This is a genomic window from Caballeronia hypogeia (genome assembly GCF_001544875.2).
Classification (GTDB): domain Bacteria; phylum Pseudomonadota; class Gammaproteobacteria; order Burkholderiales; family Burkholderiaceae; genus Caballeronia; species Caballeronia hypogeia.
Map to the genome: position 1 here is coordinate 119,967 of NZ_FCOA02000003.1, position 24,464 is coordinate 144,430.

A 24,464-nucleotide genomic window follows, 5' to 3' on the forward strand; every position below is an offset into this window, starting at 1 on the left:
TCCGCTTCGGAAAGAGGCCGCGTCACAACACACGGGGGCGATGCCTTTAGACGGTCATCGGGTTGGGTTTGGACGGGTCGAGGTTGTACTTCTTGATCGCCTCGGCGACCACCTTGCGCTCGATCGTGCCTTCGTCGGCCAGCGCGTTGAGCGCGGCCAGCGTGACCCAGTAGCGGTCGACTTCGAAGAAGTGGCGCAGCGCTTCACGCGTATCCGAACGGCCGTAGCCGTCGGTGCCGAGCACCACGAACTTCTGCGGCACGAACGCGCGGATCTGATCGGTCAGCGCCCGGATGTAGTCGGTCGATGCGATCACCGGACCCTTCGCGCCCGTGAGCAGCTTCGTGACGTGCGCCACACGCTTCTCTTCCGTCGGGTGCAGCAGGTTGTAACGCTCGACCGCCTGACCTTCGCGGGCCAGCTCGGTGAAGCTCGGCACGCTCCAGAGATCGGCGGTGACGCCCCAGTCGTTCTTCAGCAGCTCGGCGGCGGCGATCACTTCGTTGAAGATCGTGCCCGCGCCCATCAGCTGGACGTGCGCCTTGCCTGCCGCGTCGGCCTTCTTGAACGAGTACATGCCCTTGATGATGTCCGAAGCAACGGCATCGCCTTGCGGGATCGCCGGATGCTCGTAGTTCTCGTTCATCACCGTGATGTAGTAGTACACGTCCTCCTGATCCGCGACCATGCGGCGCAGGCCGTCCTGCATGATGACCGCGAGTTCGTAGCCGAAGGTCGGGTCGTAGCTCACGCAGTTCGGAACCGATGCGGCCCACAGGAGCGAGTGGCCGTCTTCGTGCTGCAGACCTTCGCCGTTGAGGGTCGTACGGCCCGCGGTACCGCCCAGCAGGAAGCCGCGCGAACGCATGTCGCCCGCCGCCCACGCCAGATCGCCGATGCGCTGGAAGCCGAACATCGAGTAGAAGATGTAGAACGGGATCATGATCTCGCCGTGCGTCGAATACGACGTCGCGGCCGCGATCCAGTCACACATGCCACCGGCTTCGTTGATGCCTTCCTGCAGAATCTGGCCGCTCTCCGATTCCTTGTAGAACATGAGCTGGTCGGAGTCTTCCGGAATGTACTTCTGACCGTCCTGATTCCAGATACCGATCTGGCGGAACAGGCCTTCCATGCCGAAAGTGCGCGACTCGTCCGGGACGATCGGCACGATACGCTTGCCGAGCGCCTTGTCCTTCAGCAGGATGTTGAGAATCCGCACGAAGGACATCGTCGTGGAGATTTCGCGGCCTTCGCCCGTGCCCTTCAGCAGCGGCTCGAACGCGGAGAGCGCTGGCACCGGCAGCGATTCCGCCTTCTCGCGGCGCGCCGGCAGATAGCCGCCCAGGTCCATGCGCTTCTGACGCATGTACTCGAGTTCCTTCGAGCCTTCCTCGAACGTGAGATACGGCACGTCGCCGATCTGCTCGTCGGTGATCGGCAGGCGGAACTGGTCGCGGAACTTCTTCAGCGTGTCGATCGGCAGCTTCTTCTGCTGGTGCGTGATGTTCATCGCCTGGCCGTGCTCGCCCATGCCATAGCCCTTGATGGTCTTGGCGAGGATGACGGTCGGCGCGCCCTTCGTCTTGGTCGCGGCGGAGAACGCGGCGTAGATCTTGTGCGGATCGTGGCCGCCGCGATTCAGGTTCCAGATGTCGTCATCGGACCAGTCGGAGACCAGCGCCTTGAGTTCCGGCGTGTTGAAGAAGTGCTCGCGCACGAACGCGCCCGACTCCGACTTGTACGTCTGGTATTCGCCGTCGACCACGTCCATCATGCGGCGCATCAGCGCGCCGCTCTTGTCGCGTGCGAACAGCGCATCCCAGCGGCTGCCCCAGATCACCTTGATGACGTTCCATCCTGCGCCACGGAATTCGCTTTCGAGTTCCTGGATGATCTTGCCGTTGCCGCGCACCGGGCCGTCCAGACGCTGCAGGTTGCAGTTGATGACGAACACGAGGTTGTCCAGACGCTCGCGGCCGGCCATGCCGATCGCGCCGAGCGATTCCGGCTCGTCCGTCTCGCCGTCGCCGAGGAACGCCCAGACCTTGCGGCCTTCCGTCTTGGCGATGCCGCGCGCTTCCATGTACTTCATGAAACGCGCCTGATAGATCGCCATGATCGGGCCGAGACCCATCGACACGGTCGGGAACTGCCAGAAATCCGGCATCAGCCACGGATGCGGATACGACGAGATGCCCTCGCCGCCCACTTCCTGGCGGAAGTTGTTCAGTTGCTTCTCGGTCAGGCGGCCGAGCAGGAACGCGCGCGAGTACACGCCCGGCGACGAGTGGCCCTGCACGAACACGAGATCGCCGCCGTGTTCTTTCGACGGCGCGTGCCAGAAATGGTTGAAGCCGACGTCATAGAGGGTCGCGGCCGATGCGAACGAAGCGATGTGGCCGCCGACGTTCGTGTCCTTGCCCGCGCGCAGCACCATCGCAATGGCGTTCCAGCGCGTGTACGAGCGGATGCGGTGTTCGACGTCCTGATCGCCCGGAATCTTCGCCTGCGCGGCGACGGGGATCGTGTTGATGTACGGCGTGTTCGCCGAGAACGGCAGGTGCTCGCCATGTACACGAGCGAATTCAATCTGTTTCTCGATCAGGTAGTGCGCGCGATTCGGACCGACCGCGGAAATCACGCCGTCGAGCGCGTCGAGCCACTCGGCGGTTTCCTGAGGATCGTCGTCCTTGGCGTTGGCGACATATTTGAGAACTTCGTCGGGTACAGCGGACATGCTCGTCTCCTGATGTGAGGAACACTCTCTGAGGACCGCCGGCGCACGCCCGTGCGAGACGCACGGAAAGGCGGGCACTGGCCGCGTGCCGGCAATTCTAAAGAGGGTCCAGACCATGACGCAAGGAATTTTTCAAATCATGAGAGTTGATCTCATAATGCGAAAAATTGCTGCAACGCACCGTCCGATAACAATTTTTTGTTCAGATGTTTCTCCTCCCTTTCCCGCAATAGAGCGTTCTTTACCGTCTTTTTACGCCAATTAACAATCAGGTGCTGCGTTACAATCGCATCCATGTTGACCGAACGGCTGATCAAACGCTCGGCGAGGTCCGCGCGCAAGCCGACCGACGCCTCGCCCTCTCGCTGGCACCACGGACCGTGGTGGTCGAACTCCTATTTACTCACGCCGCTCATTTCGATCCTGGTATTCCTGGTCGTCATGAGCCTGATCCTCTGGAGCCTGAACCGGCGCGAGCAGCAGCAGCAGGAAGACACGCTTTACCGGAATGTCGCGTGGGCGCAGCAGCAAATCCGCTTGTCCATGACAGGCGCGCAGGAGCAGATCCAGGCGCTCGCGCGCGACATAGCGAGCGGCCACGGCGACCCGCAAACCTTCCAGACCTCGTCCACCGACATCATGCAGGGGCATCCCGAGATCCTCTACATGAACTGGTACACAAGCGAGCATAAACCTCGCTGGCCGAATACCCCGCTGCCCGTGCTCGGCTCGCGTCTGGCCAAGCCCAACGACACCCAGATGGACGAGGCCGTGCAGGCCGCTTTCGACGAGGCGCGCACCACCCGTCGCCAAGTCTACTCGCCGCTGCTCTACGACGACCTCGGCAATGGCTACATCACGCTTCAGACGCCGGTGTTCCGCGACCGCGAGTTTCTCGGCTCGATCGCGGCGGTGTTCTCGATCGAAGGCATCCTGAAGCACGACATTCCCAGCGAGTTGTCGGCGAAATACAAGATTTCCATCACCGATCTGAACAACCGGGAACTCGCGACCACGTCGAGCCGTCCGCGTCTGCCGCGCGACATGTTCTACGACCTGCCGCTTGATCCGCCGGGACAAGGCCTGTCGGTGCGCGTGTATTCGTATCCGCAACTCACGAACTTCACCAATAACACGCTCGTGTGGCTCGTGGCCGGTTTGTCGTGCTTCGTGCTGTGGAGTTTGTGGAGCCTCTGGAAACACACGCGCCAGCGCTTCGAAGCGCAACAGGCGCTGTACGCCGAAGCATTTTTCCGCCGCGCGATGGAAAACTCCGTGCTGATCGGCATGCGCGTGCTCGACATGCATGGCCGCATCACGCACGTGAATCCGGCGTTCTGCCGCATGACGGGCTGGGACGAAAGCGATCTGGTCGGCAAGAACGCGCCGTTCCCGTACTGGCCGCGCGATGCGTATCCCGAGATGCAGCGTCAGCTCGACATGACCTTGCGCGGCAAGGCGCCCTCTTCCGGCTTCGAATTGCGCGTGCGCCGCAAGGACGGTTCGTTCTTCCACGCGCGCCTGTACGTGTCGCCGCTGATCGACAGCTCGGGCCGCCAGACCGGCTGGATGTCGTCGATGACCGACATCACGGAACCCAAGCGCGCGCGCGAAGAACTCGCCGCCGCGCACGAACGCTTCACCACTGTTCTCGAAAGCCTCGACGCCGCCGTTTCCGTGCTCGCCGCAGACGAAGCCGAACTGCTGTTCGCGAACCGCTATTACCGGCATCTGTTCGGCATTCGTCCGGACGGCCATCTGGAACTCGCGGGCGCCGCGTTCGACGGCAGCTCGCAAAGCTCGTCCGACACCATCGACATGGTCGATACCTACGCGGGCCTGCCCGCCACTGCGCTCACCGAAAGCTCGGCGGACGCGCAGGAGGTGTACGTCGAAGGCATCCAGAAGTGGTTCGAGGTGCGGCGCCAGTACATCCAATGGGTCGACGGCCATCTCGCGCAGATGCAGATCGCGACCGACATCACGCAGCGCAAGCAGGCCCAGGAACTCGCGCATCAGCAGGAAGAAAAGCTGCAGTTCACCAGCCGCCTGATGACGATGGGCGAAATGGCCTCGTCCCTCGCGCACGAGCTGAATCAGCCGCTCGCCGCGATCAACAATTACTGCTCGGGCTGCGTCGCGCTGGTGAAATCCGGGCGCATGACGCAGGAAACGCTGCTTCCCGTGCTGGAAAAAACCGCCCAGCAGGCGGTGCGCGCCGGCATGATCATCAAGCGCATCCGCGAGTTCGTGAAGCGCAGCGAGCCCAAGCGCCAGGCGACGCGCGTCGCGGATATCGTCGCGGACGCGGTCGGTCTCGCCGAGATCGAGGCGCGCAAACGCAAGATCCGTATCGTCACCGAGATCCGCTCGCGCATGCCGGTGATCTACGTCGATCCGGTTTTGATCGAACAAGTGTTGGTCAACCTGTTGAAAAATGCCGCCGAGGCAATGCATGATGCGAAACCACATGCTGTCGATCCGGTGATACGCGTAGTCGTGCAGCGCACGGATAGCAGCTTCGTTTGCATCAGCGTGGTCGATCAGGGCCCGGGCGTCGACGAAGCCACCGCCGAGCGCCTCTTCGAACCGTTTTACAGCACCAAGTCCGACGGCATGGGCATGGGGCTGAACATCTGCCGCTCGATCATCGAATCGCATCGCGGAAGACTTTGGGTGGTCAACAACGTCGAGCCGGACGGCCACGTGACCGGCGCGACCTTCCACTGCAGCCTGCCGATCGGCGCGGTGGACGGTTCGGGCACGAGCGGCGACACGCACGACGAACATACGAGACAACAAACAGTTACGGGAGAACTATGAGCACAGTCACCACTCAGGAAACCGTCTTCGTCGTCGATGATGACGAAGCCGTGCGTGATTCTTTGCGCTGGCTGCTCGAGGCGAACGGCTATCGCGTGCAGTGTTTTTCGAGCGCCGAGTCCTTCCTCGACGTGTATCTGCCGATCGCGCACTCGGGCGCCATCGCCTGCCTGATCCTCGACGTGCGCATGGCCGGCATGACCGGTCTCGAACTGCAGGAAAAGCTGATCGCCGAAAACTCGCTGCTGCCGATCATCTTCGTGACGGGTCACGGCGATGTGCCGATGGCCGTCTCGACCATGAAGAAAGGCGCGATGGACTTCATCGAAAAGCCCTTCGACGAAGCCGAACTGCGCAAGCTCGTCGAGCGCATGCTCGAGAAGGCGCGCAGCGAGAGCACCAGCGTGCAGCAGCAGCGCGCCGCGGCCGAGCGCCTGGGCAAGCTGACGGCTCGCGAGCATCAGGTGCTGGAGCGCATCATCGCGGGGCGTCTGAACAAGCAGATCGCCGACGATCTCGGCATCAGCATCAAGACGGTGGAAGCGCATCGCGCGAACATCATGGAGAAGCTCTCCGTGAACACCGTCGCGGATCTGCTGCGTCTCGCGCTCTCGAACAAGCCCCAGCAGTAAGCGTTTCACCCTTCTTCGCGGCCGGCATCGTCATGTCGGCCGCGTCTGTTCCGGCGCGCTCCCGTGCGAGCGCGTCCGCGTCTTCTCCCCGCCGAAAGTCCCGTTGTCTGCCGAATGGAAAAGTGATATTGGCTGAATCACGCCCGCTAGCGGCCTGATCCTTCGCTTCAATCCTGCAACGCGCAACGGTCTTGAGCAACGTCTTGCACGGGGGACTCGATGTCGAAACGAATTCGTATCACTGGTTCGCGCATCGGCACACTGAGGGCGATTGCGGTCGCCGTCACGCTCGCCGCGATGCCGCTTCTGTCATTCCAGCCGGCTCGCGCGCAGACGCAGTCCGCCGCGCCCGCGGGTCAAAAGCTCACGAATGAGCAACTCGATTCGCTGACCGCGCCCATCGCGCTCTATCCCGACGCGCTGCTCGCGCAGGTGCTGATGGCGGCAACCTATCCGCACGACGTCGAGCAGGCCGCGCAGTGGTCGCAGCAGAACCCGAACATCAAGGGCGACGATGCCGTGAAGGCAGTGCAGTCGCAGCCGTGGGACCCGAGCGTGCAGTCGCTCGTCGCCTTCCCGCAGGCGCTCGCCACGATGGCGTCCAAGATCGACTGGACGACGCAACTCGGCAACGCGTTCATCGCGCAACCGAGCGACGTGATGGATTCCGTGCAGCGACTGCGCCGCGCCGCGCAGAGCGCCGGCAATCTCAAGAGCACCGAGCAGCAGAAGGTGGTGGTTCAGCAGGCGCCCAGCACCAGTACCACGACGATCCAGATCGAGCCGGCCAACCCGCAGGTGGTCTACGTGCCGACCTATAACCCGACCGTGGTGTACGGCGCGTGGCCGTATCCGGCTTATCCGCCGGTCTATGTGCCGCCGCCGCCCGGTTATGCGATCGCCAGCGGTTTCGCGACCGGCCTCGCCTTCGGCGCGGGTATTGCGGTGGCCAATTCACTGTGGGGCAACTGCGACTGGAATCACGGCAATGTGAACGTCAACGTGAACCGTTACAACAACATCAACGTGAACAATCGTCTGAATGCGAACAGCAACAACGTCAACTGGAATCGCAACGACCCGCAGTTCAATCGCAACAACGTGAATCGCAACAACGTGGCCAACCGGCAGAACACGTTGAACAATCAGAACCTCGCCGCCAATCGCGATCAGTTCCGCGGCCGCGATCAGGAGCGCGCGCAGGCCGCTCAGACCTTGCAGCAGCGTACCGGCCAGAACATGAATCAGCCGGCGAACCAGCGCGTGCAGAACATGCGTCAGGGCGGCGCTCAAAACAGCCTGAACAACGCGAACCTGAATCAGCGCGCGCAAAACGTGAATCGCGATAACGCTCTGCGCGGGGCCGGCGACGGCAACGCCTCGCGCCAGGACCTCCAGCGTGGACAGCAGAGCCGGGAGTCGTTCCAGAATCAGCAGCCGAACCGGATGGGCGCGAACGGCGGCGGCGTGCAGCACGGCGGCAATGCGGGCGGCGGCCTCGGCGCGGGCGGCGGCGGCGTGCAGCGCGGAGGTGGCGGCTTCGGCGGCGGTGGTGGCGGCGGTGGGGGCTTCCATGGCGGCGGTGGCGGCGGCGGATTCCATCGCCGTTGAGGAATCCATCCATCGTTCAGCGCCTTTCATGCGGCGCACGCCCGATTCAGGAGCCAGAGATGACCCAGCATCAACCGAACAAGAAAATCTCGCGCCGCGCGATCGTCGCGGCGCTCGCGGCGGCCGCGCTGTCGCTGACGGCGTCGCTCGCGCAGGCGCAAGCCGTTTATCAGACGCCCGAAGCCGCGGCGCAGGCGCTCACCGACGCCATCGCCAGCAACGACGAAACGGCGCTCGCAAAAGTGCTCGGCCGCGACCATGAGCGCTACGTCCCGACCGGCAGCATCGGCGAGGAGGATATTTATCAGTATCTCGGCGCGTGGGCGCAGGGCCATCGCATTGTCGAGGACGAAAAGCCGCTCAACGGGCATCAGAGCGCGCACATCGAAGCGGGCACGAGCGGCTGGACGCTGCCCATTCCGCTCGTGAAGGGGCCCCAGGGCTGGCGCTTCGACATGGCCGCCGCGCGCGACGAGTTGCAGACGCGGCGCATCGGCCGCAACGAGCGCTCGGTGATGCAGGTCGCCCTCGCCTACGTCGACGCGCAGAACGACTACTACAAGCTCACGAACCACTACGGGCAGCGCTTCGTCAGCACGCCCGGCACGCACGACGGTCTCTACTGGGCCACGGCGCCGGGCGAACCGGACAGCCCGCTCGGCCCGCTCGCGGCGGCGATGCCGAACAAGGCGACGGCGACCGGCGGCTTCTACGGCTATCACTACCGGATTCTGACGGCTCAGGGACCGCAGGCGAACGGCGGCGCGAAGAACTACATGCGGAACGGAAAGCTGACCGGCGGCTTCGGCCTCGTCGCGTGGCCGGCAAAGTACGGCGAGACCGGCGTGATGTCCTTCATGACCGACCAGAACGGTCAGATCTACGAGAAGAACCTCGGGCCGCAATCGGCCTCCGTGGCTTCCGCGATCAAGTCGTTCAATCCCGACTCGTCATGGAAACCCGTTTCGCCCTGAGGCGAACCCGGGTGCGGTGATCGACGCATTCCGCTCGGACGCGGCGCGGGTCCTGGCGAGGCCTGCGCCGCGTTTCGTTGCCGGTTCGTCGAGCGGCCGGAAAACGCACAACCCCTTCGGGCGGTATAATTTCGCCCTTTCCGATGGCGTAAAAACGCCAAAACACGACGCGCAGCGCCAGCCCGCGGCATTCGAACGCCGGGCCAATCGAAGCGACTGCCGCACCCAGCCGTACCCCTCGCCCATCCTCGACCGATTCGCCATGACTGCCCAACTCATCGACGGCAACGCCCTCTCCAAGACCCTTCGCGCCGATGTCGCCACGCGCGCCGCCGCCCTCACCGCCCGTGGCCACAAGGCGGGACTCGCCGTCGTGCTGGTCGGCGACAACCCCGCGAGCGAAGTCTACGTGCGCAACAAGGTGAAGGCCTGCCAGGACAACGGCCTGCACTCGGTGATGGACCGCTTCCCCGCGACGCTCTCGGAAGGCGAATTGCTCGCGCACATCGCGAAGCTCAATGCCGATGCGTCGATCCACGGCATTCTGGTGCAACTGCCGCTGCCGGCGCATATCGACAGCCACAAGGTGATCGAGGCGATCGCGCCTGAGAAGGACGTCGATGGCTTTCACGTCGCCAACGCCGGCGCGCTGCTGACCGGCAAGCCGCTGTTCCGCCCGTGCACGCCCTATGGCGTCATGAAAATGTTCGAGGCGCACGATATCGGCCTGAAGGGTGCGAACGCGGTGGTGATCGGCCGCTCGAACATCGTCGGCAAGCCGATGGCGCTCTTGCTGCTCGAAGCCGGCGCGACCGTCACGATCTGCCACAGCAAGACGCGCGATCTCGCGAAGCACACGCGCGACGCCGATGTGATCGTCGCCGCCGTCGGCCGCCGCAATATTCTCACCGCCGACATGGTGAAGCCGGGCGCGACCGTGATCGACGTCGGCATGAACCGCAACGACGAAGGCAAACTGTGCGGCGACGTCGATTTCGCGGGCGTGCAGGAAGTCGCCGGCTACATCACGCCGGTGCCGGGCGGCGTTGGCCCGATGACCATCACGATGCTGCTAGTCAACACCATCGAGGCGGCCGAGCGCGCGGCGCAGGGCTGAACCCTCGCGTTTCGTGATTCATGGCCGTCCCGGAGCGCGCGCGCATCACGCGTAGAATGAGGCGAACCCGGATTCCAGTCGGCGTTCCAATCGGCGTGGTTGAAACAATCCATTGGATTCAGCCATTGCATCCCCATTTAAATGGGCATTGGGTCAGCAAGCCAGTATCAGCAATCCAGAGTCGCGCGCGCCGTGAGCGCCGCGCTTCATCGCACACGAGAACGGGAGAGCCATGAGCGAAACCACCGCAGCCCCGACGGCCACGTCGACCAATAACCCACTTCTCGATTTTTCCGATCTGCCGCGCTTCGGCGAGATCAGGCCCGAGCACGTCACGCCCGCGCTCGATGTGCTGCTCGCCGATGCGAAAGCCGCCGTCGACCGCGCCAGCGCGCCGGACACGCCCGCGACGTGGCAGGACGTCGTCGAGGGGCTCGAGCAGGAATCTGAGAAGCTTTCGCGCGCCTGGGGCGTGATCGGCCATCTGAACGCCGTCGCCGATACCCCGGAACTGCGCGCCGCTCACGCCGAAAACCTGCCGCGCGTCACGGAGTTCTCCGCGAGCGTCGGCCAGAATCTCGCGCTCTACGAGAAGTACAAGGCGATTGCCGCCGGACCGGAATTCGCCGGCTTGTCCGCCGAGCGCAAGAAAATCCTCGAAAATTCGCTGCGCGATTTCCGTCTGTCGGGCGCTGAACTGCCCGAGGATCGCAAGCCGCGTTTCGCGCAGTTGCAGGAAGAACAGGCGGCGCTCGCCAAGGCGTTCTCCGATCACGTGCTCGATTCGACCAACGCCTACGCGTACATCGTCACGCAGCAAGGCGAGCTGGCCGGACTGCCGGACGACGTCGTCGAAGCGGCGCATGAAGCCGCGCAGCGTGACGGCAAGGAAGGCTGGAAGTTCACGCTGCATTTCCCGTCGTATTTCCCGGTGCTGCAGTATTCGGAGCATCGTCCGATGCGCGAGGCGATGTATCGCGCGTATGTCACGCGCGCGTCCGAACTCGGCGAAACCTACGGCGACGGCAAGACCGAATGGGACAACACGGCGAACGTCGTCGAAAACCTGAAGCTGCGCGATGAAGAAGCGAAGACGCTCGGCTATCAGAACTTCGCGGAAGTGTCGCTCGCGCCGAAGATGGCGGAGTCTCCCGCGCAGGTCATCGCGTTTCTCGAAGATCTCGCCAGGCGCGCCCGCCCCTACGCGGAAAACGACTGGATGGAGCTGCGCGCGTTCGCCGCGACCGAGCTCGGCATGCCCGAGTTGCAGCCGTGGGACATCGCTTATGCGGCCGAGAAGCTGCGTCAGAAGCGTTATTCGTTCTCCGAGAACGAAGTGAAGCAGTATTTCCCGCAGGAAGCCGTGCTGAAAGGCCTGTTCAAGGTCACCGAAACGCTCTTCAACGTCTCGATCCGCCGCGACGAAGCCGCCGTGTGGAATCCGGACGTGCGCTTCTTCCGCGTCGAAAACAAGGACGGCACGCTGGTCGCGCAGTTCTATCTCGATCTCTACGCGCGCGAAGGCAAACGCGGTGGCGCGTGGATGGACGACGCGCGCTCGCGCCACAAGCGCGGCGAAGGCGGCGTGCAGACGCCGGTCGCGTATCTCACCTGCAACTTCTCCGCGCCGGTCGGCGGCAAGCCCGCGTGCTTCACGCACGATGAAGTCATCACGTTGTTCCACGAGTTCGGGCACGGCCTGCATCACATGCTCACGCGCGTGGACGAGCTCGGCGTCTCGGGCATCAACGGCGTGGAATGGGATGCGGTCGAACTGCCGTCGCAGTTCATGGAGAACTTCTGCTGGGAGTGGGACGTGTTGACCGACATGTCCGCGCACGTCGAGACCGGCGCGCCGCTGCCGCGCGAACTGTTCGACAAGATGCTGGCCGCGAAGAACTTCCAGAGCGGTCTCGGCACGCTGCGCCAGATCGTCTTTTCGATGTTCGATATGGTGCTGCATACGTCCTACGATCCGTCGAACGCGACGCAGAACGTGAACGACCTCGCACGCGCGATCAACGAGAAGTTCCACGTGATCCCGCAAGCGCCGTTCTCGCGCTGGCCGAACACGTTCAGCCATATCTTCGCGGGCGGATATGCGGCGGGTTACTACAGCTACAAGTGGGCCGAAGTGTTGTCAGCCGACGCCTACGCCGCATTCGAGGAAGCCGCGAAAGCCGGCAACGGCTCGGTGCTGGATGCGAGCACGGGCACGCGCTATCGCCGCGAGATTCTCGAGGTGGGCGGCAGCCGCCCGGCGATGGAATCGTTCAAGGCGTTCCGCGGCCGCGAGCCGGACATCGACGCGCTGCTGCGTCATAACGGCATGTCGGGCCAGGCGTTGCACTGAGCCATCTCTCGCATCGTTTGAAAAAACCCCGGTCCGCAAGGACCGGGGTTTTTTATCGCCGGTCGATGCGGAAATCCACTTGCGATGGCCGCCCTTCCAGCGCGAGCGTCGCGCGCACGGCGGGGCTTCGGCTGATGACCTTGCCGCGCCGCACGACCGCCGTGCGCGCCGCGCGCAGACGGATCGCTTCGATCGGATCGCGCGCATCGAGCACGACGCAGTCCGCGTGGCAGCCCACCTCGATGCCATAACCTTCCAGCCCGAGAATGCGCGCGGGGTTCTTCGTCACCGCGTCGAAGCACGCGCGCATTGCATCGACGCCCGTCATCTGCGCGACGTGCAAGCCCATGTGCGCGACTTCGAGCATGTCGCCGGAGCCGAGGCTGTACCACGGGTCCATCACGCAATCGTGGCCGAACGCGACGGTCACGCCCGCCGCCATCAGTTCCGGCACGCGCGTCATGCCGCGCCGCTTCGGATAAGTGTCCGAGCGCCCCTGCAGCGTGATGTTGATGAGCGGATTGGCGATCGCGGATACGCCCGCCTCGCGCATCAGCGGAATGAGCTTGCTGACGTAGTAGTTGTCCATCGAATGCATGGACGTGAGATGCGAGCCGGTGACGCGCCCTTGCAGCCCGAGCCGATGCGTTTCCGCCGCGAGCGTTTCGATGTGGCGCGAGAGCGGATCGTCGGACTCGTCGCAGTGCATGTCCACGCGCAAACCCTGCTCCGCCGCGTATTCGCACAGCAGCTTCACCGATAAGGCGCCGTCCGCCATGGTGCGCTCGAAGTGCGGAATGCCGCCGACGACATCGACGCCCATCGCGATCGCGCGCTTCAGGTTCTCGAACGCGCTCGCGTGACGCAGCACGCCGTCCTGCGGAAACGCGACGAGTTGCAGATCCAGATACGGCTTCACGCGGCGTTTCACTTCGAGCAGGGCTTCGACTGCGAGCAGACGCGGATCGCAGACATCGACATGCGAGCGGATCGCGAGCAGCCCGCGCGCTACGGCCCAGTCGCAGTACTGCAACGCGCGCTGGACGAGCGCCTCCTGCGTAAGTTCGGGCTTCAGTTCGCCCCAGAGCGCGATGCCTTCGAGCAGCGTGCCCGACGCATTCACGCGCGGCAGGCCGTAGGAGAGCGTCGCGTCCATGTGGAAGTGGGCATCGACGAAAGGCGCGGTGACGAGCGCGCCGTTCGCATCGATTTCCTCGCGCGCGGTGGCCGCGAGATGCGGCTCGATCGCGGCGATGCGCCCCGCCTCCATGCCGATATCGACAAGCTCGCGCGCGTCCACGAGCGCCGCGCGGCGAATGATCAAATCCATGTGCGAAACCTCCGTCCCGGGCAGTTCGTTCGATTGTATCGGGACAGTAATCGAGTGCGTGGCTTTCGGATTTTCAGCGTTTGAGCCGTTCGAGCAGCGTCGCTTTCACGCCGGGCCACTCGTCGTCGATGATCGAAAAGCGCACTGAATTGCGCTTGCGGCCGTCAGGCATGATCCGTTCGTGCCGCACGATGCCTTCCTGCGTCGCGCCGATGCGCAGTATCGCCGCGCGAGATTTTTCGTTGAGCTCGTCGGTGGTGAATTGCACGCGCACGCATTGCATCGACTCGAACGCGTGCGCGAGCAGCAGATACTTCGCTTCGGTGTTGATGCCCGTGCGCTGCGTCGATGCCGCGAGCCACGTATGGCCGATCTCGAGCTTGCGGTTCACGCGGTCTATTTTCCAGAAGCGCGTGCTGCCAACGACCCGCCCGTCACCCGCCCGCGCGATCACGAACGGCATGACCGTGCCCGCGTCGCGTCCGGCGAGCGCGGTGTCGATATAACGATCGACCGTGTCTTCGTTTGGCACGACGGTTACGCGCAGATTCCAGAGTTCGCCGTCGGCGGCGGCGTCGAGCAAGGCGGCGCGGTCTTCGCGTTGCAGCGGGCGAAGCAGCACGCGCTCGCCGGTGAGAGTCGGTTGGCTCATCGTCGGTTTGCGGGTTTTGCTTGAGCCGACATCATAAAGCGCGGCGCTTACACACGCCTGCACAAGGCGTCACCTTTCACGTCGCGCCCGTTCCATGCTCGGCCGCCTTCGATTCGAGTTCGTCGTCAGGCGGCACGTCTTGCGGCGGCGAATCGTTCGCGGGCAGCGTGAACCAGAAGCGCGCGCCGAGCACGCGAGCGTTCGCGTCCTCGCGATTCTCGACGCCGATCTGCCCGCCGTGCGCCTCGACGATCGCCCGGCAGATCGCGAGACCCAGCCCGATGCCCGGTTGCGCCGATTCCTTCTCGCCGCGCGTGAACTTGTCGAAGAGGCGGCTTTGCATGCCGGGCGGCACGCCGGGGCCTTCATCGTCGATGCACACGCGCACGAAGCGCGCATTGCCGTCGTGTTCCAGCGCGGCGCCGATCCGGATCGGCGTGTCGGGCGGCGTGTACTTCGCCGCGTTCTCGAGCAGGTTGGCGAAGAGACGCTCCATCAGCACGGCGTCGAGTTGCAGCAGCGGAAGATCGGGCGGCACGCGCACCTGCACGGCGCGGCCCGCGAGCACGCGGCGCGAGGCGGCAAGCGCCGCGCCCACGGTTTCCTCGAGCATCGACCATTGACGATTCAGGCGAATCGCGCCCGCCTGCAGGCGCGCCATGTCGAGCAGATTCGTGACGAGCCCGCTCATGCGTAGCGCTTCCTCGTGGATCGCGTGAACCAGCTCGTGCGACGATTCCAAGTCGCCGCCAGCAATCCGCGCCTGCTCCTCCAGCACCGACGCAAAGCCGACGATCGACGTCAGCGGCGTGCGCAGATCGTGCGAGATGGCGGACAGAAGCGAATTGCGCAGCCGCTCCGACTCCATGTTGACGAGCGCGTCCTGCGCGATCTCGACGTAATGCACGCGCTCGAGCGCGAGCGCGATCTGCGACGCGAAGGTTTCGATCATGCGGCGCTGCTCGGGCACCGCGAGTTCGGCTTCGCGTTCCGTTGCGAGCGCGAGCACGCCGCGCGTGCGCATGGGCGCCTTGAGCGGCAGATAGAGCGCCTGGCTCGCGGGCAGCGTTTCGGTGCCGCGGCCGGCGGGCTTCTGCTGGTCGTAGACCCATTGCGCGATATCGAGATCGAGGCGCGCGGCGTCGAGCGTCGTGTCGGGGTTCGGCTCGCCCACTTTCTGGCGCACTTTTTCGGCGGCGTCGGGCAGCAGCATCGCGACCTTCGCCTGAAATATTTCGGCGACGTGCCGCGTGCCGATCTCGATGATCTGCTCGGTCATCAGCGCGGCGGCGAGTTCCTTGGTCATCGCGTACATGGCGCCGGTGCGGCGTTCGCGTTGCGATGCGATACGCGCCTCGCGCCTGAGACTCGACGTCAGATGGCTGATCGTGAGCGAAGTCAGCAGCATCACGACGAAGGTCAGCAGATATTGCGTGTCCGTCACGGAGAACGACAGCTCGGGCGGCACGAAGAAGAAATCGAACGCGGCGACGGAGAGAAACGACAGCATCACGCCCGGCCCGCGACCGAGCCGCACGGCGGCGAAGATCACGCCGAGCAGATAGAGCATGACGAGGTTCGTGATCGCGAACCGGTGCGCGGCGAGCATATCCGCGACGAGCGTGATGCCCGCGCCGATCGCGAGCGCCTGGAGATACGCGCGTGGCGATGAATGCACGCCGTCGCGCCAGGTGCCGAAGGCGTCCGCGAGCGTGCGGCGTGCGGCGTCGCGCGTGCCGGTTGCGACCAGCGTGACATCGATATCCGAGCCCTGGCGGATGATGCGTTCGCTCACGGGACGCTCGATCAGCCGGCGCCATCCGATGCCTGGCGTCGCGCCCGCCACGAGCTTCGACACGTTGCGCACGTGCGCGTAGTCGATGAGCGTCGCGGCGGCATCGGCGCCGTCGAGCGTGACGGTTTCCGCGCCGAGTTCGGAGGCGAGCTTGAGCGCATCGAGCGTGCGTTTTCGGATGTCGTCGGAGAGGCATTGCAGCTTCGGCGTTTCGACATAGACCGCGAGCCAGTCGGCCTTGAGCGCGGCGGCCAGGCGCGCAGCGGCGCGCACGAGCGTCGCGCTTTCCGGCCCTGGCCCGATGCAGGCGATCAGCCGCTCGCGCGCGCGCCAGATGCGTTCGATCGACTGATCGGCGCGGTATTCGCGCATTTGCGCATCGACTCGGTCGGCGGTGCGGCGCAGCGCGAGTTCGCGTAGCGCGATCAGATTGCCTTTGCGGAAGAAGTTGCGCACTGCGTGTTCTGCTTGCTGCGGCAGATAGACCTTGCCTTCGCGCAGGCGGTCGAGCAGCTCCTCGGGCGGCAGATCGACGAGCGTGACTTCATCGGCGAGGTCGAAGATGCGGTCGGGCACTGTCTCCCACACGCGGATGCCCGTGATGCGGCCGACGATGTCGTTCAGGCTTTCGAGATGCTGGACGTTGACGGTCGTGTAGACGTCGATGCCGGCGTCGAGCAGTTCCTGCACGTCCTGCCAGCGTTTCATATGACGCGAGCCTTGCACGTTCGAATGCGCGAGCTCGTCGATGACGATGAGTTGAGGCTTTCTTTGCAGCGCGGCGTCGAGGTCGAACTCGGCGAGCAGCCGGTTGCGGTATTCGATGCGCGCGGGCGGAAGGATTTCGAGGCCTTCGAGCAGGGCCAGGGTTTCTTTCCGGCCATGCGTTTCGACTACGCCGATGGCCGTTTCCACGTCCTCGTCGCTGCGGCGGCGTGCGGCTTGCAGCATCGCGTAGGTCTTGCCTACGCCGGCGGAGGCGCCGAAGAATATCTTCAGCTTGCCGCGCTGGCGTTTTTCTTCCTCGCGGTGGAGTTTGTCGAGGAGTTCTTCGGGGGTTGGGCGGGGCATGGTTTGGTTTCTGCTGGCGCTTGGTGGGTCCTATTGGGTGGGCTTTACGTGAAATCCTGTGTTCAGGATTTCACGAGAACCGAATCGATCGAACATCGAAGCCTAGCGCCCAACGATCTGATCCAAAGCCAAATTCAATTTAAGCACATTAACCCGAGGCTCTCCGAGCAAGCCGAACTGCCGTCCGGAGGTCGCCTGCGCGACGAGCGATTCAACATCGGGAATAGCCATCCCCCGAGCCTTGGCGACACGCTCCACCTGATAAGCCGCCGCCGCCGGACTAATCTCCGGATCGAGCCCGCTTCCGGAGGAAGTCACAAGGTCCACCGGCACCGCCGCCACATTCCCCGCGTCGGCATCATGCAGCGCCGTCAAACGCACTTTGACCTCATCCACGAGTGCGGGATTCGTCGGCCCGAGATTCGAGCCGCCCGAATTGGCCGCGTTATACGGATTCGGCGTCGTCGCCGACAAGCGCCCCCAGAAATACCTCGGCGCATCGAACTGCTGACCGATGATCTCCGACCCGACCACATGCCCATCTCGCTCGATCAAGCTCCCATTCGCCTGATGCGAAAACGCCGCCTGCCCGATGGCAGTGACAACCGCCGGATAAACCACACCAGTGACAACGGTCAACGCGACGAACAACACCAGCAACGGACGCAAAAAACTCTTCATGATGATTAACTCCAGCCAAGCGCGGTAATAGCCATATCGATCAGCTTGATGAACGGAAACGGCAAAAGAATGCCGCCCAGCCCGTAAATCAGCAGGTTCCTGCGCAACAGCGACGCAGCGCCCAGCGCGCGATACTTCACGCCTTTCAGCGCCAGCGGAATCAGAAACACGATGATCAGCGCGTTGAAAATCACCGCCGACAGAATCGCCGACGAAGGCGACGCCAGATGCATCACGTCCAGCACGCGCAATTGCGGATAAGTCGTCGCGAACGCCGCCGGAATGATCGCGAAATACTTGGCGACATCGTTGGCGATGGAGAAGGTCGTCAGCGAGCCCCGCGTCATCAGCATCTGCTTGCCGATCTCGACGATCTCGATGAGCTTCGTCGGGTTCGAATCCAGATCGACCATGTTGCCCGCTTCCTTCGCGGCCTGCGTGCCCGTGTTCATCGCCACCGCAACGTCCGCCTGCGCGAGCGCGGGCGCGTCGTTGGTGCCGTCGCCGGTCATCGCCACCAGCCGCCCCTGCGCCTGATGCTCGCGGATCGTCGTGAGCTTCGCCTCGGGCGTCGCTTCGGCGAGGAAATCATCGACGCCAGCCTCCGCCGCGATCGCCGCCGCCGTGAGCCGGTTGTCGCCCGTCACCATCACCGTCTTGATGCCCATCTTGCGCAGCTCCGCGAAACGCTCGCGAATGCCGCCCTTCACGATGTCCTTCAGCTCGATCACCCCCAGCGCGCGCGTCGCTTCATTCACGCGTTCCGCGACCACCAGCGGTGTGCTGCCGCGACGCGCGATGTCATCGACCGCGTTTTGCACGTCCTGCGGAAAGCGCCCGCCGTGTTCCTCGACATACTTCTTCACCGCTTGCGCCGCGCCCTTGCGAATCTCGCGATTGGGCAGATCCACGCCGCTCATGCGCGATTGCGCGGAGAACGCGAGGAAGTTCGCGCCCATCGTCGCCATGTCGCGCTCGCGAATGTTGAAGCGCTGCTTCGCCAGCACGACGATGCTGCGGCCTTCCGGCGTCTCGTCCGCAAGCGAAGCGAGTTGCGCCGCATCGGCCAGATCGCGTTCGGCGATGCCCGGCGCCGCCACGAACGACGACGCCTGACGATTGCCCAGCGTGATCGTGCCGGTCTTGTCGAGCAGCAAAACGTCGACGTCGCCCGCCGCTTCGACCGCGCGGCCCGAGGTCGCGATCACGTTCGCCTGCATCATGCGGCTCATGCCCGCAACGCCGATCGCGGACAGCAAGCCGCCGATGGTCGTCGGAATCAGACACACCAGAAGCGCGACGAGCGCGGTGATCGTGACGACATGGCCCTGCTTCGCCGCATCGACCGCGAACATCGAGAACGGCAGCAGCGTGGCGGTGGCGAACAGCAGCACGAGCGTAAGCGCGACCAGGAGGATCGTCAGCGCGATCTCGTTGGGCGTCTTCTGACGCTTCGCGCCTTCGACCATCGCGATCATGCGGTCGAGAAACGCCTCGCCCGGATTCACCGACACGCGCATCACGATCCAGTCCGACAGCACCCGCGTGCCACCCGTCACCGACGAGAAATCGCCGCCCGACTCGCGAATCACCGGCGCGGATTCGCCCGTGATCGCGGATTCGTCGACGGATGCGACGCCGTCGATCACTTCGCCATCGGCCGGAATCACGTCGCCCGCTTCGACGAGCACGACATCGTCGCGACGCAGATCGGTGGATGTCGTGATGCGGATCGGCGACTTCGGATGCGGCTCATTGAGTTTCTTCGCCATCACGTTGTGCTTCGCCTGACGCAGCGACGCCGCCTGCGCCTTCGAACGCCCTTCCGCGAGCGCCTCCGCGAAGTTGGCGAAGAGCACCGTGAACCACAGCCACAGCGCAATCGCGAGGATGAAGCCCGCGGGGGCTTCGGCCTGGCCGGCGAGCGCGGCGATCCACAGCACCGTCGTCAGAATGCTGCCGACGTAGACGCAGAACATCACTGGATTACGCAACTGCGTGCGCGGCGCGAGCTTCTTGAACGAGTCGATGATCGCGGGTCTGACGAGCGAGGGATCGAACATCGAACGCGCCGCCGTGCGCGCCTGCCCGAGATTCTCCGGACGATGCAGCGGCGTTTGAGTTTGTTGAGTCATGCTGTCCTCGAATTCAATGAGCCGCGATCATGCCGAGATGCTCGACGATCGGACCGAGCGCGAGCGCCGGCACATAAGTGAGCGCGCCGACGAGCAAAAGCGTGCCGAGCAGCAGCACCACGAAAAGCGGTCCATGCGTGGGCAGCGTGCCGGCCGTGACGGCGAGGCGCTTCTTGGCGGCGAGCGAACCCGCGATGGCAAGCACCGGTATGAGCGAGCCGAAACGGCCGAACCACATCGCGATGCCGAGCATCGAGTTATAGAACGGCGTGTTCACCGAAAGGCCCGCGAACGCGCTGCCGTTGTTGTTGGCGGCGGAACTGAACGCATAGAGGATCTCGGAGAAGCCGTGCGCGCCGGGATTCGCGATGCCCGCGGTGCCCGCCGTCGTCAGCACGGCGATCGACGTCCCCGCGAGAACAAGCAAAGGCGTGAGCAGAATGACGATCGACACCATCTTCATCTCGAACGACTCGATCTTCTTGCCGACGTATTCGGGCGTGCGGCCGATCATCAGGCCCGCGACGAACACCGCGAGCAGCGCGAACGCGAGCATGCCGTAGAGACCCGAGCCGACGCCGCCGAAGATCACTTCGCCGAGCTGGATCAGCAGCAGCGGCACGAGGCCGCCGAGCGGCGTCAGCGAATCGTGCATGTTGTTGACCGCGCCGCACGAAGCCGATGTTGTCGCGACCGTGAAGATGCCCGACTGCGCGATGCCGAAGCGGGTTTCCTTGCCCTCCATGTTGCCGCCCGCCTGCAATGCGGAGGCGTGGGTATCGACATGCTGCGACCTGAACACGGGATTGCCCGCCTGCTCCGCCGATATCTCGCCGACACACGCGACCGCGAACGCAATGGTCATCGCGGCGAGCACGGCGTAGCCCTGCCGCCCGTCGCCGACGGTGCGGCCGAACACCACGCACAGCGCCGCGGGAATGATCAGCATCGCGAGCATCTGCATGAAGTTCGACAGGGGCGTCGGGTTCTCATACGGATGCGCGGAGTTCGCGTTGAAGAAGCCGCCGCCGTTGGTGCCCAGCATCTTGATCGCTTCCTGCGAGGCGACCGGGCCCATCGGCAGCGTTTGCTTGTCGGCTTTCACGTCCTGCATCACGGGATTGCCCTTCGCATCCTTGATGGCGTTGCCTTGCGCGTCGGTCTTCGGCGTCTGATACGTCGTGGCTTGCAGCGTCGGCACGTCCTGATAGGCCTTGAAGTTCTGGATCGCGCCCTGGCTCACGAAGACCAGCGCGAACACGACGGCGAGCGGCGCGAGGACATACAGCGTCGTGCGCGTCAGATCAACCCAGAAGTTGCCGATGGTCTGCGCGCTATGCCGCTTGAAGCCGCGAATCAGCGCGATGACCACGGCGATGCCGGTCGCCGCCGAGAGGAAGTTCTGCACGGTGAGGCCGAGCATCTGCGCGAGATAGCCGAGCGCGCTTTCGCCGCCGTAGTCCTGCCAGTTCGTGTTGGTCACGAAGCTGACGGCGGTGTTGAACGCGGCATCGGGCGTCATGCCGGCGAAGCCTTGCGGATTGGCGGGCAGCATGCCTTGCAGGCGCAGCAGCGCGTAAAGAAACAACGCGCCGAGCAGGTTGAAGAGCAGCACCGCGAGTGCGTAGTGCTTCCATGACATTTCGGCATCGGGATCGACACCGGCGATGCGATACAGCATCGCTTCGACCGGCCGCCCGACCTTGCGCACAACCACCGAAGTGCCGTCGAGCACGTTGCTCATGTAGCGCCCGAGCGGAATCGCGAGCGCGATGAGCACGACGATGAACATCGCCGTCTGCAGAAAAGTGTTGGCGTTCATTCGAGATCCTCCGCACGAAGAAGCGCGTACACGAGGTAGACGAGAAGCAGCAGCGTAGCCGCCGCCGCGAGCAGCATCATCCAGTCGTTCATGGGCGGCCTCCCGGCGCGCGGCGGCTCAGTCGCTCGCAGCCACGCGTGAGCGCCACGCAAAGCCCCCAGAAAAGGACGATGCCGGCGAGGTAAAGCAGGTCCATTGTCTTGTTCTCCCCTTGTGCGATTCAGGACAAGGTGGAGTGTGGAGATTTGCGCGTAAAGGGCGGGAAAAGAGTGGCGGGCCGGATATAAAAATCGCGTAAATGCGAGCAGCCGCCCGCGCGCGACGATGGTCGCGGCTCCGATAGAATCGAGCCTTCAGCGCACGGCTGCGCTCCACGAAGAACACAGGCTCGTATGAAAATCGCCACCTGGAACGTCAATTCCCTCAAAGTCCGCCAGCAGCACGTCATCGACTGGCTCGCGACCTCGCAGGTCGATGTCCTGTGTCTGCAAGAGCTGAAAATGCCGGACGAGAAATTCCCGCGCGCCGAGCTCGAAGCCGCCGGCTACAAAAGCTGGTTCGCGGGACAGAAGACGTACAACGGCGTCGGCATTCTGGTGCGGGCGGACGCCGGCCATGAAGTCGATGAAATCAACGTAGTGCGCAACATCCCCGGTTTCGAGGACTTGCAGCAGCGCGTGATCGCCGCGACGGTGAGCGGCGTGCGCATCATCTCGGCGTATTTCCCGAACGGACAGGCGCCCGGCTCCGAGAAATTCGCCTACAAGATGCGCTGGCTGGACGCGCTGCGCGAATGGCTGCGCGAGGACATGGCGCGGCATCCGAAGCTCGCGCTGTGCGGCGATTACAACATCGCGCCGGATGACCGCGACGTGCACGACCCGAAAGCGTGGGAAGGACAGAATCTCGTGTCGCCGGAAGAGCGCGCGCACTTCGTGAAGCTCATCGAACTCGGTCTCACCGATGCCTTCCGCAAGTTCGAGCAGCCCGAAAAGCTCTTCACGTGGTGGGATTACCGGATGATGGCGTTTCGCCGCAACGCGGGGCTGCGCATCGATCACATCCTGTTGTCGGCGGAACTCGCGGCGGCCTGCACCGCATGCGAAGTCGACAAGGTGCCGCGCAAATGGGATCAGCCGTCCGATCACACGCCGGTGACGGTGACCATCGGCTGAGCCCGGTGCTTCAGAACATCACGCGTCGAGATGCAGTTCCTGAATCTTGCGCGTGATCGTGTTGCGGCCGATACCCAGCCGCTCCGCCGCCTCCACCTTGCGACCGCGCGTGAAATCGAGCGCTTCACGAATGACCGCGGCTTCGAAACGGCGCGCAAGTTCGTCCATCACATCGGCTGAATTCTCACGCAGCAGGCGCGCGACTTCGGTGCGCAAGCCGTTCTCCCAGATGCTCGCGACCACCGGCGTGGCTGCCACCGGCGATGACCCAGCGCCGTTCAGGACGACAGGCGTCGCAGCGACCGCGCCATCGGTCGACACCGCGATGCTCTCCGGCGTGTACTCCTGACGCGGCGTGAGATCCGGAGGCAAGTCCTTCTGCTCGATCACCTGCGCGGGCGCCATCACCGTGAGCCAGTTGCAGAGGTTTTCGAGCTGACGCACGTTGCCGGGAAACGGCAGCGACGCGAGATACGCGATCGCATCGTCCGACACGCGCTTGGGCTCGACACCCAGATCGCGGGCGCTCTTCTGCAGGAAATGCCGCGTGAGCAGCGGAATATCTTCACTGCGCTCGCGCAACGCGGGCAAACGCAGGCGAATCACGTTCAGGCGGTGATACAAGTCCTCTCGAAACAAGCCTTGGCGCACGCGCGATTCGAGGTTCTGATGCGTCGCCGCTATCACGCGCACATTCGCCTTCAACGGATTGTGACCGCCCACGCGATAGAACTGTCCATCCGACAACACGCGCAGCAAACGCGTCTGCAGATCGAACGGCATATCGCCGATTTCATCGAGGAACAGCGTGCCGTTTTCCGCCTGCTCGAAACGACCCTGGCGCATCGCCTGCGCGCCGGTGAACGCGCCGCGCTCGTGGCCGAACAGTTCGGACTCCAGCAGATCCTTCGGGATCGCCGCAGTGTTCAGCGCGATGAAGGGACCGTTCGCGCGTGGGCTATGTCGGTGCAAGGCGCGCGCGACAAGCTCCTTTCCGGTGCCTGATTCGCCCGTGATGAGCACGGTCGCCGCGGAATGCGACAGACGGCCGATCGCGCGGAACATGTCCTGCATCGCGGGCGCCTGCCCGAGCATCTCCGGCGTTTCGGTCACGCGTTCGTCATACGCCGCTTCGCCGCGCATGCTTTCGTCGACGGCGCGGCGGATCAGTTCGACGGCCTTGTCGACATCGAACGGCTTGGCGAGATATTCGAACGCGCCGCCCTGGAACGCCGCCACGGCGCTGTCCAGATCCGAGAACGCGGTCATGATGATGACGGGCAAGCCCGGCAGGCGCTCGCGCACGGTCTGCAGGAGTTCGAGTCCGGAGCCACCCGGCATGCGGATGTCGGAGACGAGCACCTGCGGGCTTTCGCCTTCGAGCGCGGCTAACGCATCGCGCACGCCGGAAAAGCTGCGCGTGGTGAAGTTCTCTCGTGCGAGCGCCTTTTCCAGCACCCAGCGGATGGATTGGTCGTCGTCTACTATCCAGATCGGCTTCATATCGTTCGGCGAGAAGTCTTCGTGTGGTTCGGTGTGAGCCCGTCGAAACG

The 24,464-nt window shown here is 64.2% G+C and carries 16 protein-coding genes; 7 read left to right on the forward strand and 9 right to left on the reverse strand.

Annotated features, from left to right (window positions below; genetic code table 11):
* Positions 1-46: 46 nt before the first annotated feature.
* Positions 47-2,740 (reverse strand): pyruvate dehydrogenase (acetyl-transferring), homodimeric type, encoded by a 2,694-nt coding sequence (gene aceE / locus AWB79_RS06650; RefSeq protein WP_061166613.1) that lies wholly within the window; start codon positions 2,738-2,740, stop codon positions 47-49.
* A 294-nt stretch (positions 2,741-3,034) separates the two neighbouring features.
* Between aceE and fixL the strand changes: the two genes are divergently transcribed.
* The 6 genes from fixL (at position 3,035) to AWB79_RS06680 (ending at position 12,250) form a co-directional block, all read left to right on the forward strand.
* Entirely contained in the window at positions 3,035-5,563 is a 2,529-nt protein-coding gene (gene fixL / locus AWB79_RS06655; protein WP_061166614.1) for an oxygen sensor histidine kinase FixL, read from the forward strand.
* Positions 5,560-6,195: an oxygen response regulator transcription factor FixJ gene (fixJ, locus tag AWB79_RS06660; protein WP_061166615.1), complete on the forward strand. Its 636-nt coding sequence runs from the start codon at positions 5,560-5,562 to the stop codon at positions 6,193-6,195. The genes fixL and fixJ overlap by 4 nt, the downstream gene beginning before the upstream one ends.
* Positions 6,196-6,414: 219 nt before the next feature.
* A complete protein-coding gene (locus AWB79_RS06665; RefSeq protein WP_061166616.1) occupies positions 6,415-7,806 on the forward strand; it encodes a DUF3300 domain-containing protein in 1,392 nt (463 codons plus the stop codon).
* A 59-nt stretch (positions 7,807-7,865) separates the two neighbouring features.
* Entirely contained in the window at positions 7,866-8,780 is a 915-nt protein-coding gene (locus AWB79_RS06670; RefSeq protein ID WP_061166617.1) for a DUF2950 domain-containing protein, read from the forward strand.
* Positions 8,781-9,042: 262 nt separating this feature from the next.
* Positions 9,043-9,897: a bifunctional methylenetetrahydrofolate dehydrogenase/methenyltetrahydrofolate cyclohydrolase FolD gene (gene folD / locus AWB79_RS06675; RefSeq protein WP_061166618.1), complete on the forward strand. Its 855-nt coding sequence runs from the start codon at positions 9,043-9,045 to the stop codon at positions 9,895-9,897.
* A 232-nt stretch (positions 9,898-10,129) separates the two neighbouring features.
* Positions 10,130-12,250 (forward strand): M3 family metallopeptidase, encoded by a 2,121-nt coding sequence (locus tag AWB79_RS06680; protein WP_061166619.1) that lies wholly within the window; start codon positions 10,130-10,132, stop codon positions 12,248-12,250.
* A 52-nt stretch (positions 12,251-12,302) separates the two neighbouring features.
* On the opposite strand, the gene AWB79_RS06685 is transcribed toward AWB79_RS06680, so the two are convergent.
* The 7 genes from AWB79_RS06685 to AWB79_RS06715 form a co-directional block, all read right to left on the reverse strand.
* Positions 12,303-13,580: an amidohydrolase family protein gene (locus AWB79_RS06685; protein WP_061166620.1), complete on the reverse strand. Its 1,278-nt coding sequence runs from the start codon at positions 13,578-13,580 to the stop codon at positions 12,303-12,305.
* 73 nt (positions 13,581-13,653) lie between these two features.
* On the reverse strand, positions 13,654-14,232 hold the full coding sequence (locus AWB79_RS06690) for a GNAT family N-acetyltransferase (protein ID WP_061166621.1): 579 nt from the start codon (positions 14,230-14,232) through the stop codon (positions 13,654-13,656).
* A gap of 76 nt (positions 14,233-14,308) precedes the next feature.
* On the reverse strand, positions 14,309-17,098 hold the full coding sequence (locus AWB79_RS06695; protein ID WP_061166622.1) for a DUF4118 domain-containing protein: 2,790 nt from the start codon (positions 17,096-17,098) through the stop codon (positions 14,309-14,311).
* A 102-nt stretch (positions 17,099-17,200) separates the two neighbouring features.
* Entirely contained in the window at positions 17,201-17,779 is a 579-nt protein-coding gene (gene kdpC / locus AWB79_RS06700) for a potassium-transporting ATPase subunit KdpC (RefSeq protein ID WP_061166623.1), read from the reverse strand.
* Between the two features lie 5 nt (positions 17,780-17,784).
* Positions 17,785-19,914 carry a potassium-transporting ATPase subunit KdpB gene (gene kdpB, locus AWB79_RS06705; RefSeq protein WP_061166624.1) on the reverse strand — a complete coding sequence of 710 codons (2,130 nt, stop codon included), beginning with the start codon at positions 19,912-19,914 and terminating at the stop codon, positions 17,785-17,787.
* Between the two features lie 13 nt (positions 19,915-19,927).
* Complete coding sequence (kdpA, locus tag AWB79_RS06710) at positions 19,928-21,736, reverse strand: potassium-transporting ATPase subunit KdpA (RefSeq protein WP_061166625.1); 1,809 nt, start codon at positions 21,734-21,736, stop codon at positions 19,928-19,930.
* Complete coding sequence (locus tag AWB79_RS06715; protein WP_061166626.1) at positions 21,733-21,828, reverse strand: potassium-transporting ATPase subunit F; 96 nt, start codon at positions 21,826-21,828, stop codon at positions 21,733-21,735. The genes kdpA and AWB79_RS06715 overlap by 4 nt, the downstream gene beginning before the upstream one ends.
* 300 nt (positions 21,829-22,128) lie before the next feature.
* On the opposite strand from AWB79_RS06715, the gene xth reads away from it, so the two are divergent.
* A complete protein-coding gene (gene xth, locus AWB79_RS06720; RefSeq protein WP_061166627.1) occupies positions 22,129-22,911 on the forward strand; it encodes an exodeoxyribonuclease III in 783 nt (260 codons plus the stop codon).
* Positions 22,912-22,929: 18 nt separating this feature from the next.
* Here the strand turns inward: xth and ntrC are convergent, their stop codons facing one another.
* Entirely contained in the window at positions 22,930-24,414 is a 1,485-nt protein-coding gene (gene ntrC / locus AWB79_RS06725; RefSeq protein ID WP_061166628.1) for a nitrogen regulation protein NR(I), read from the reverse strand.
* Positions 24,415-24,464 lie beyond the last annotated feature (50 nt).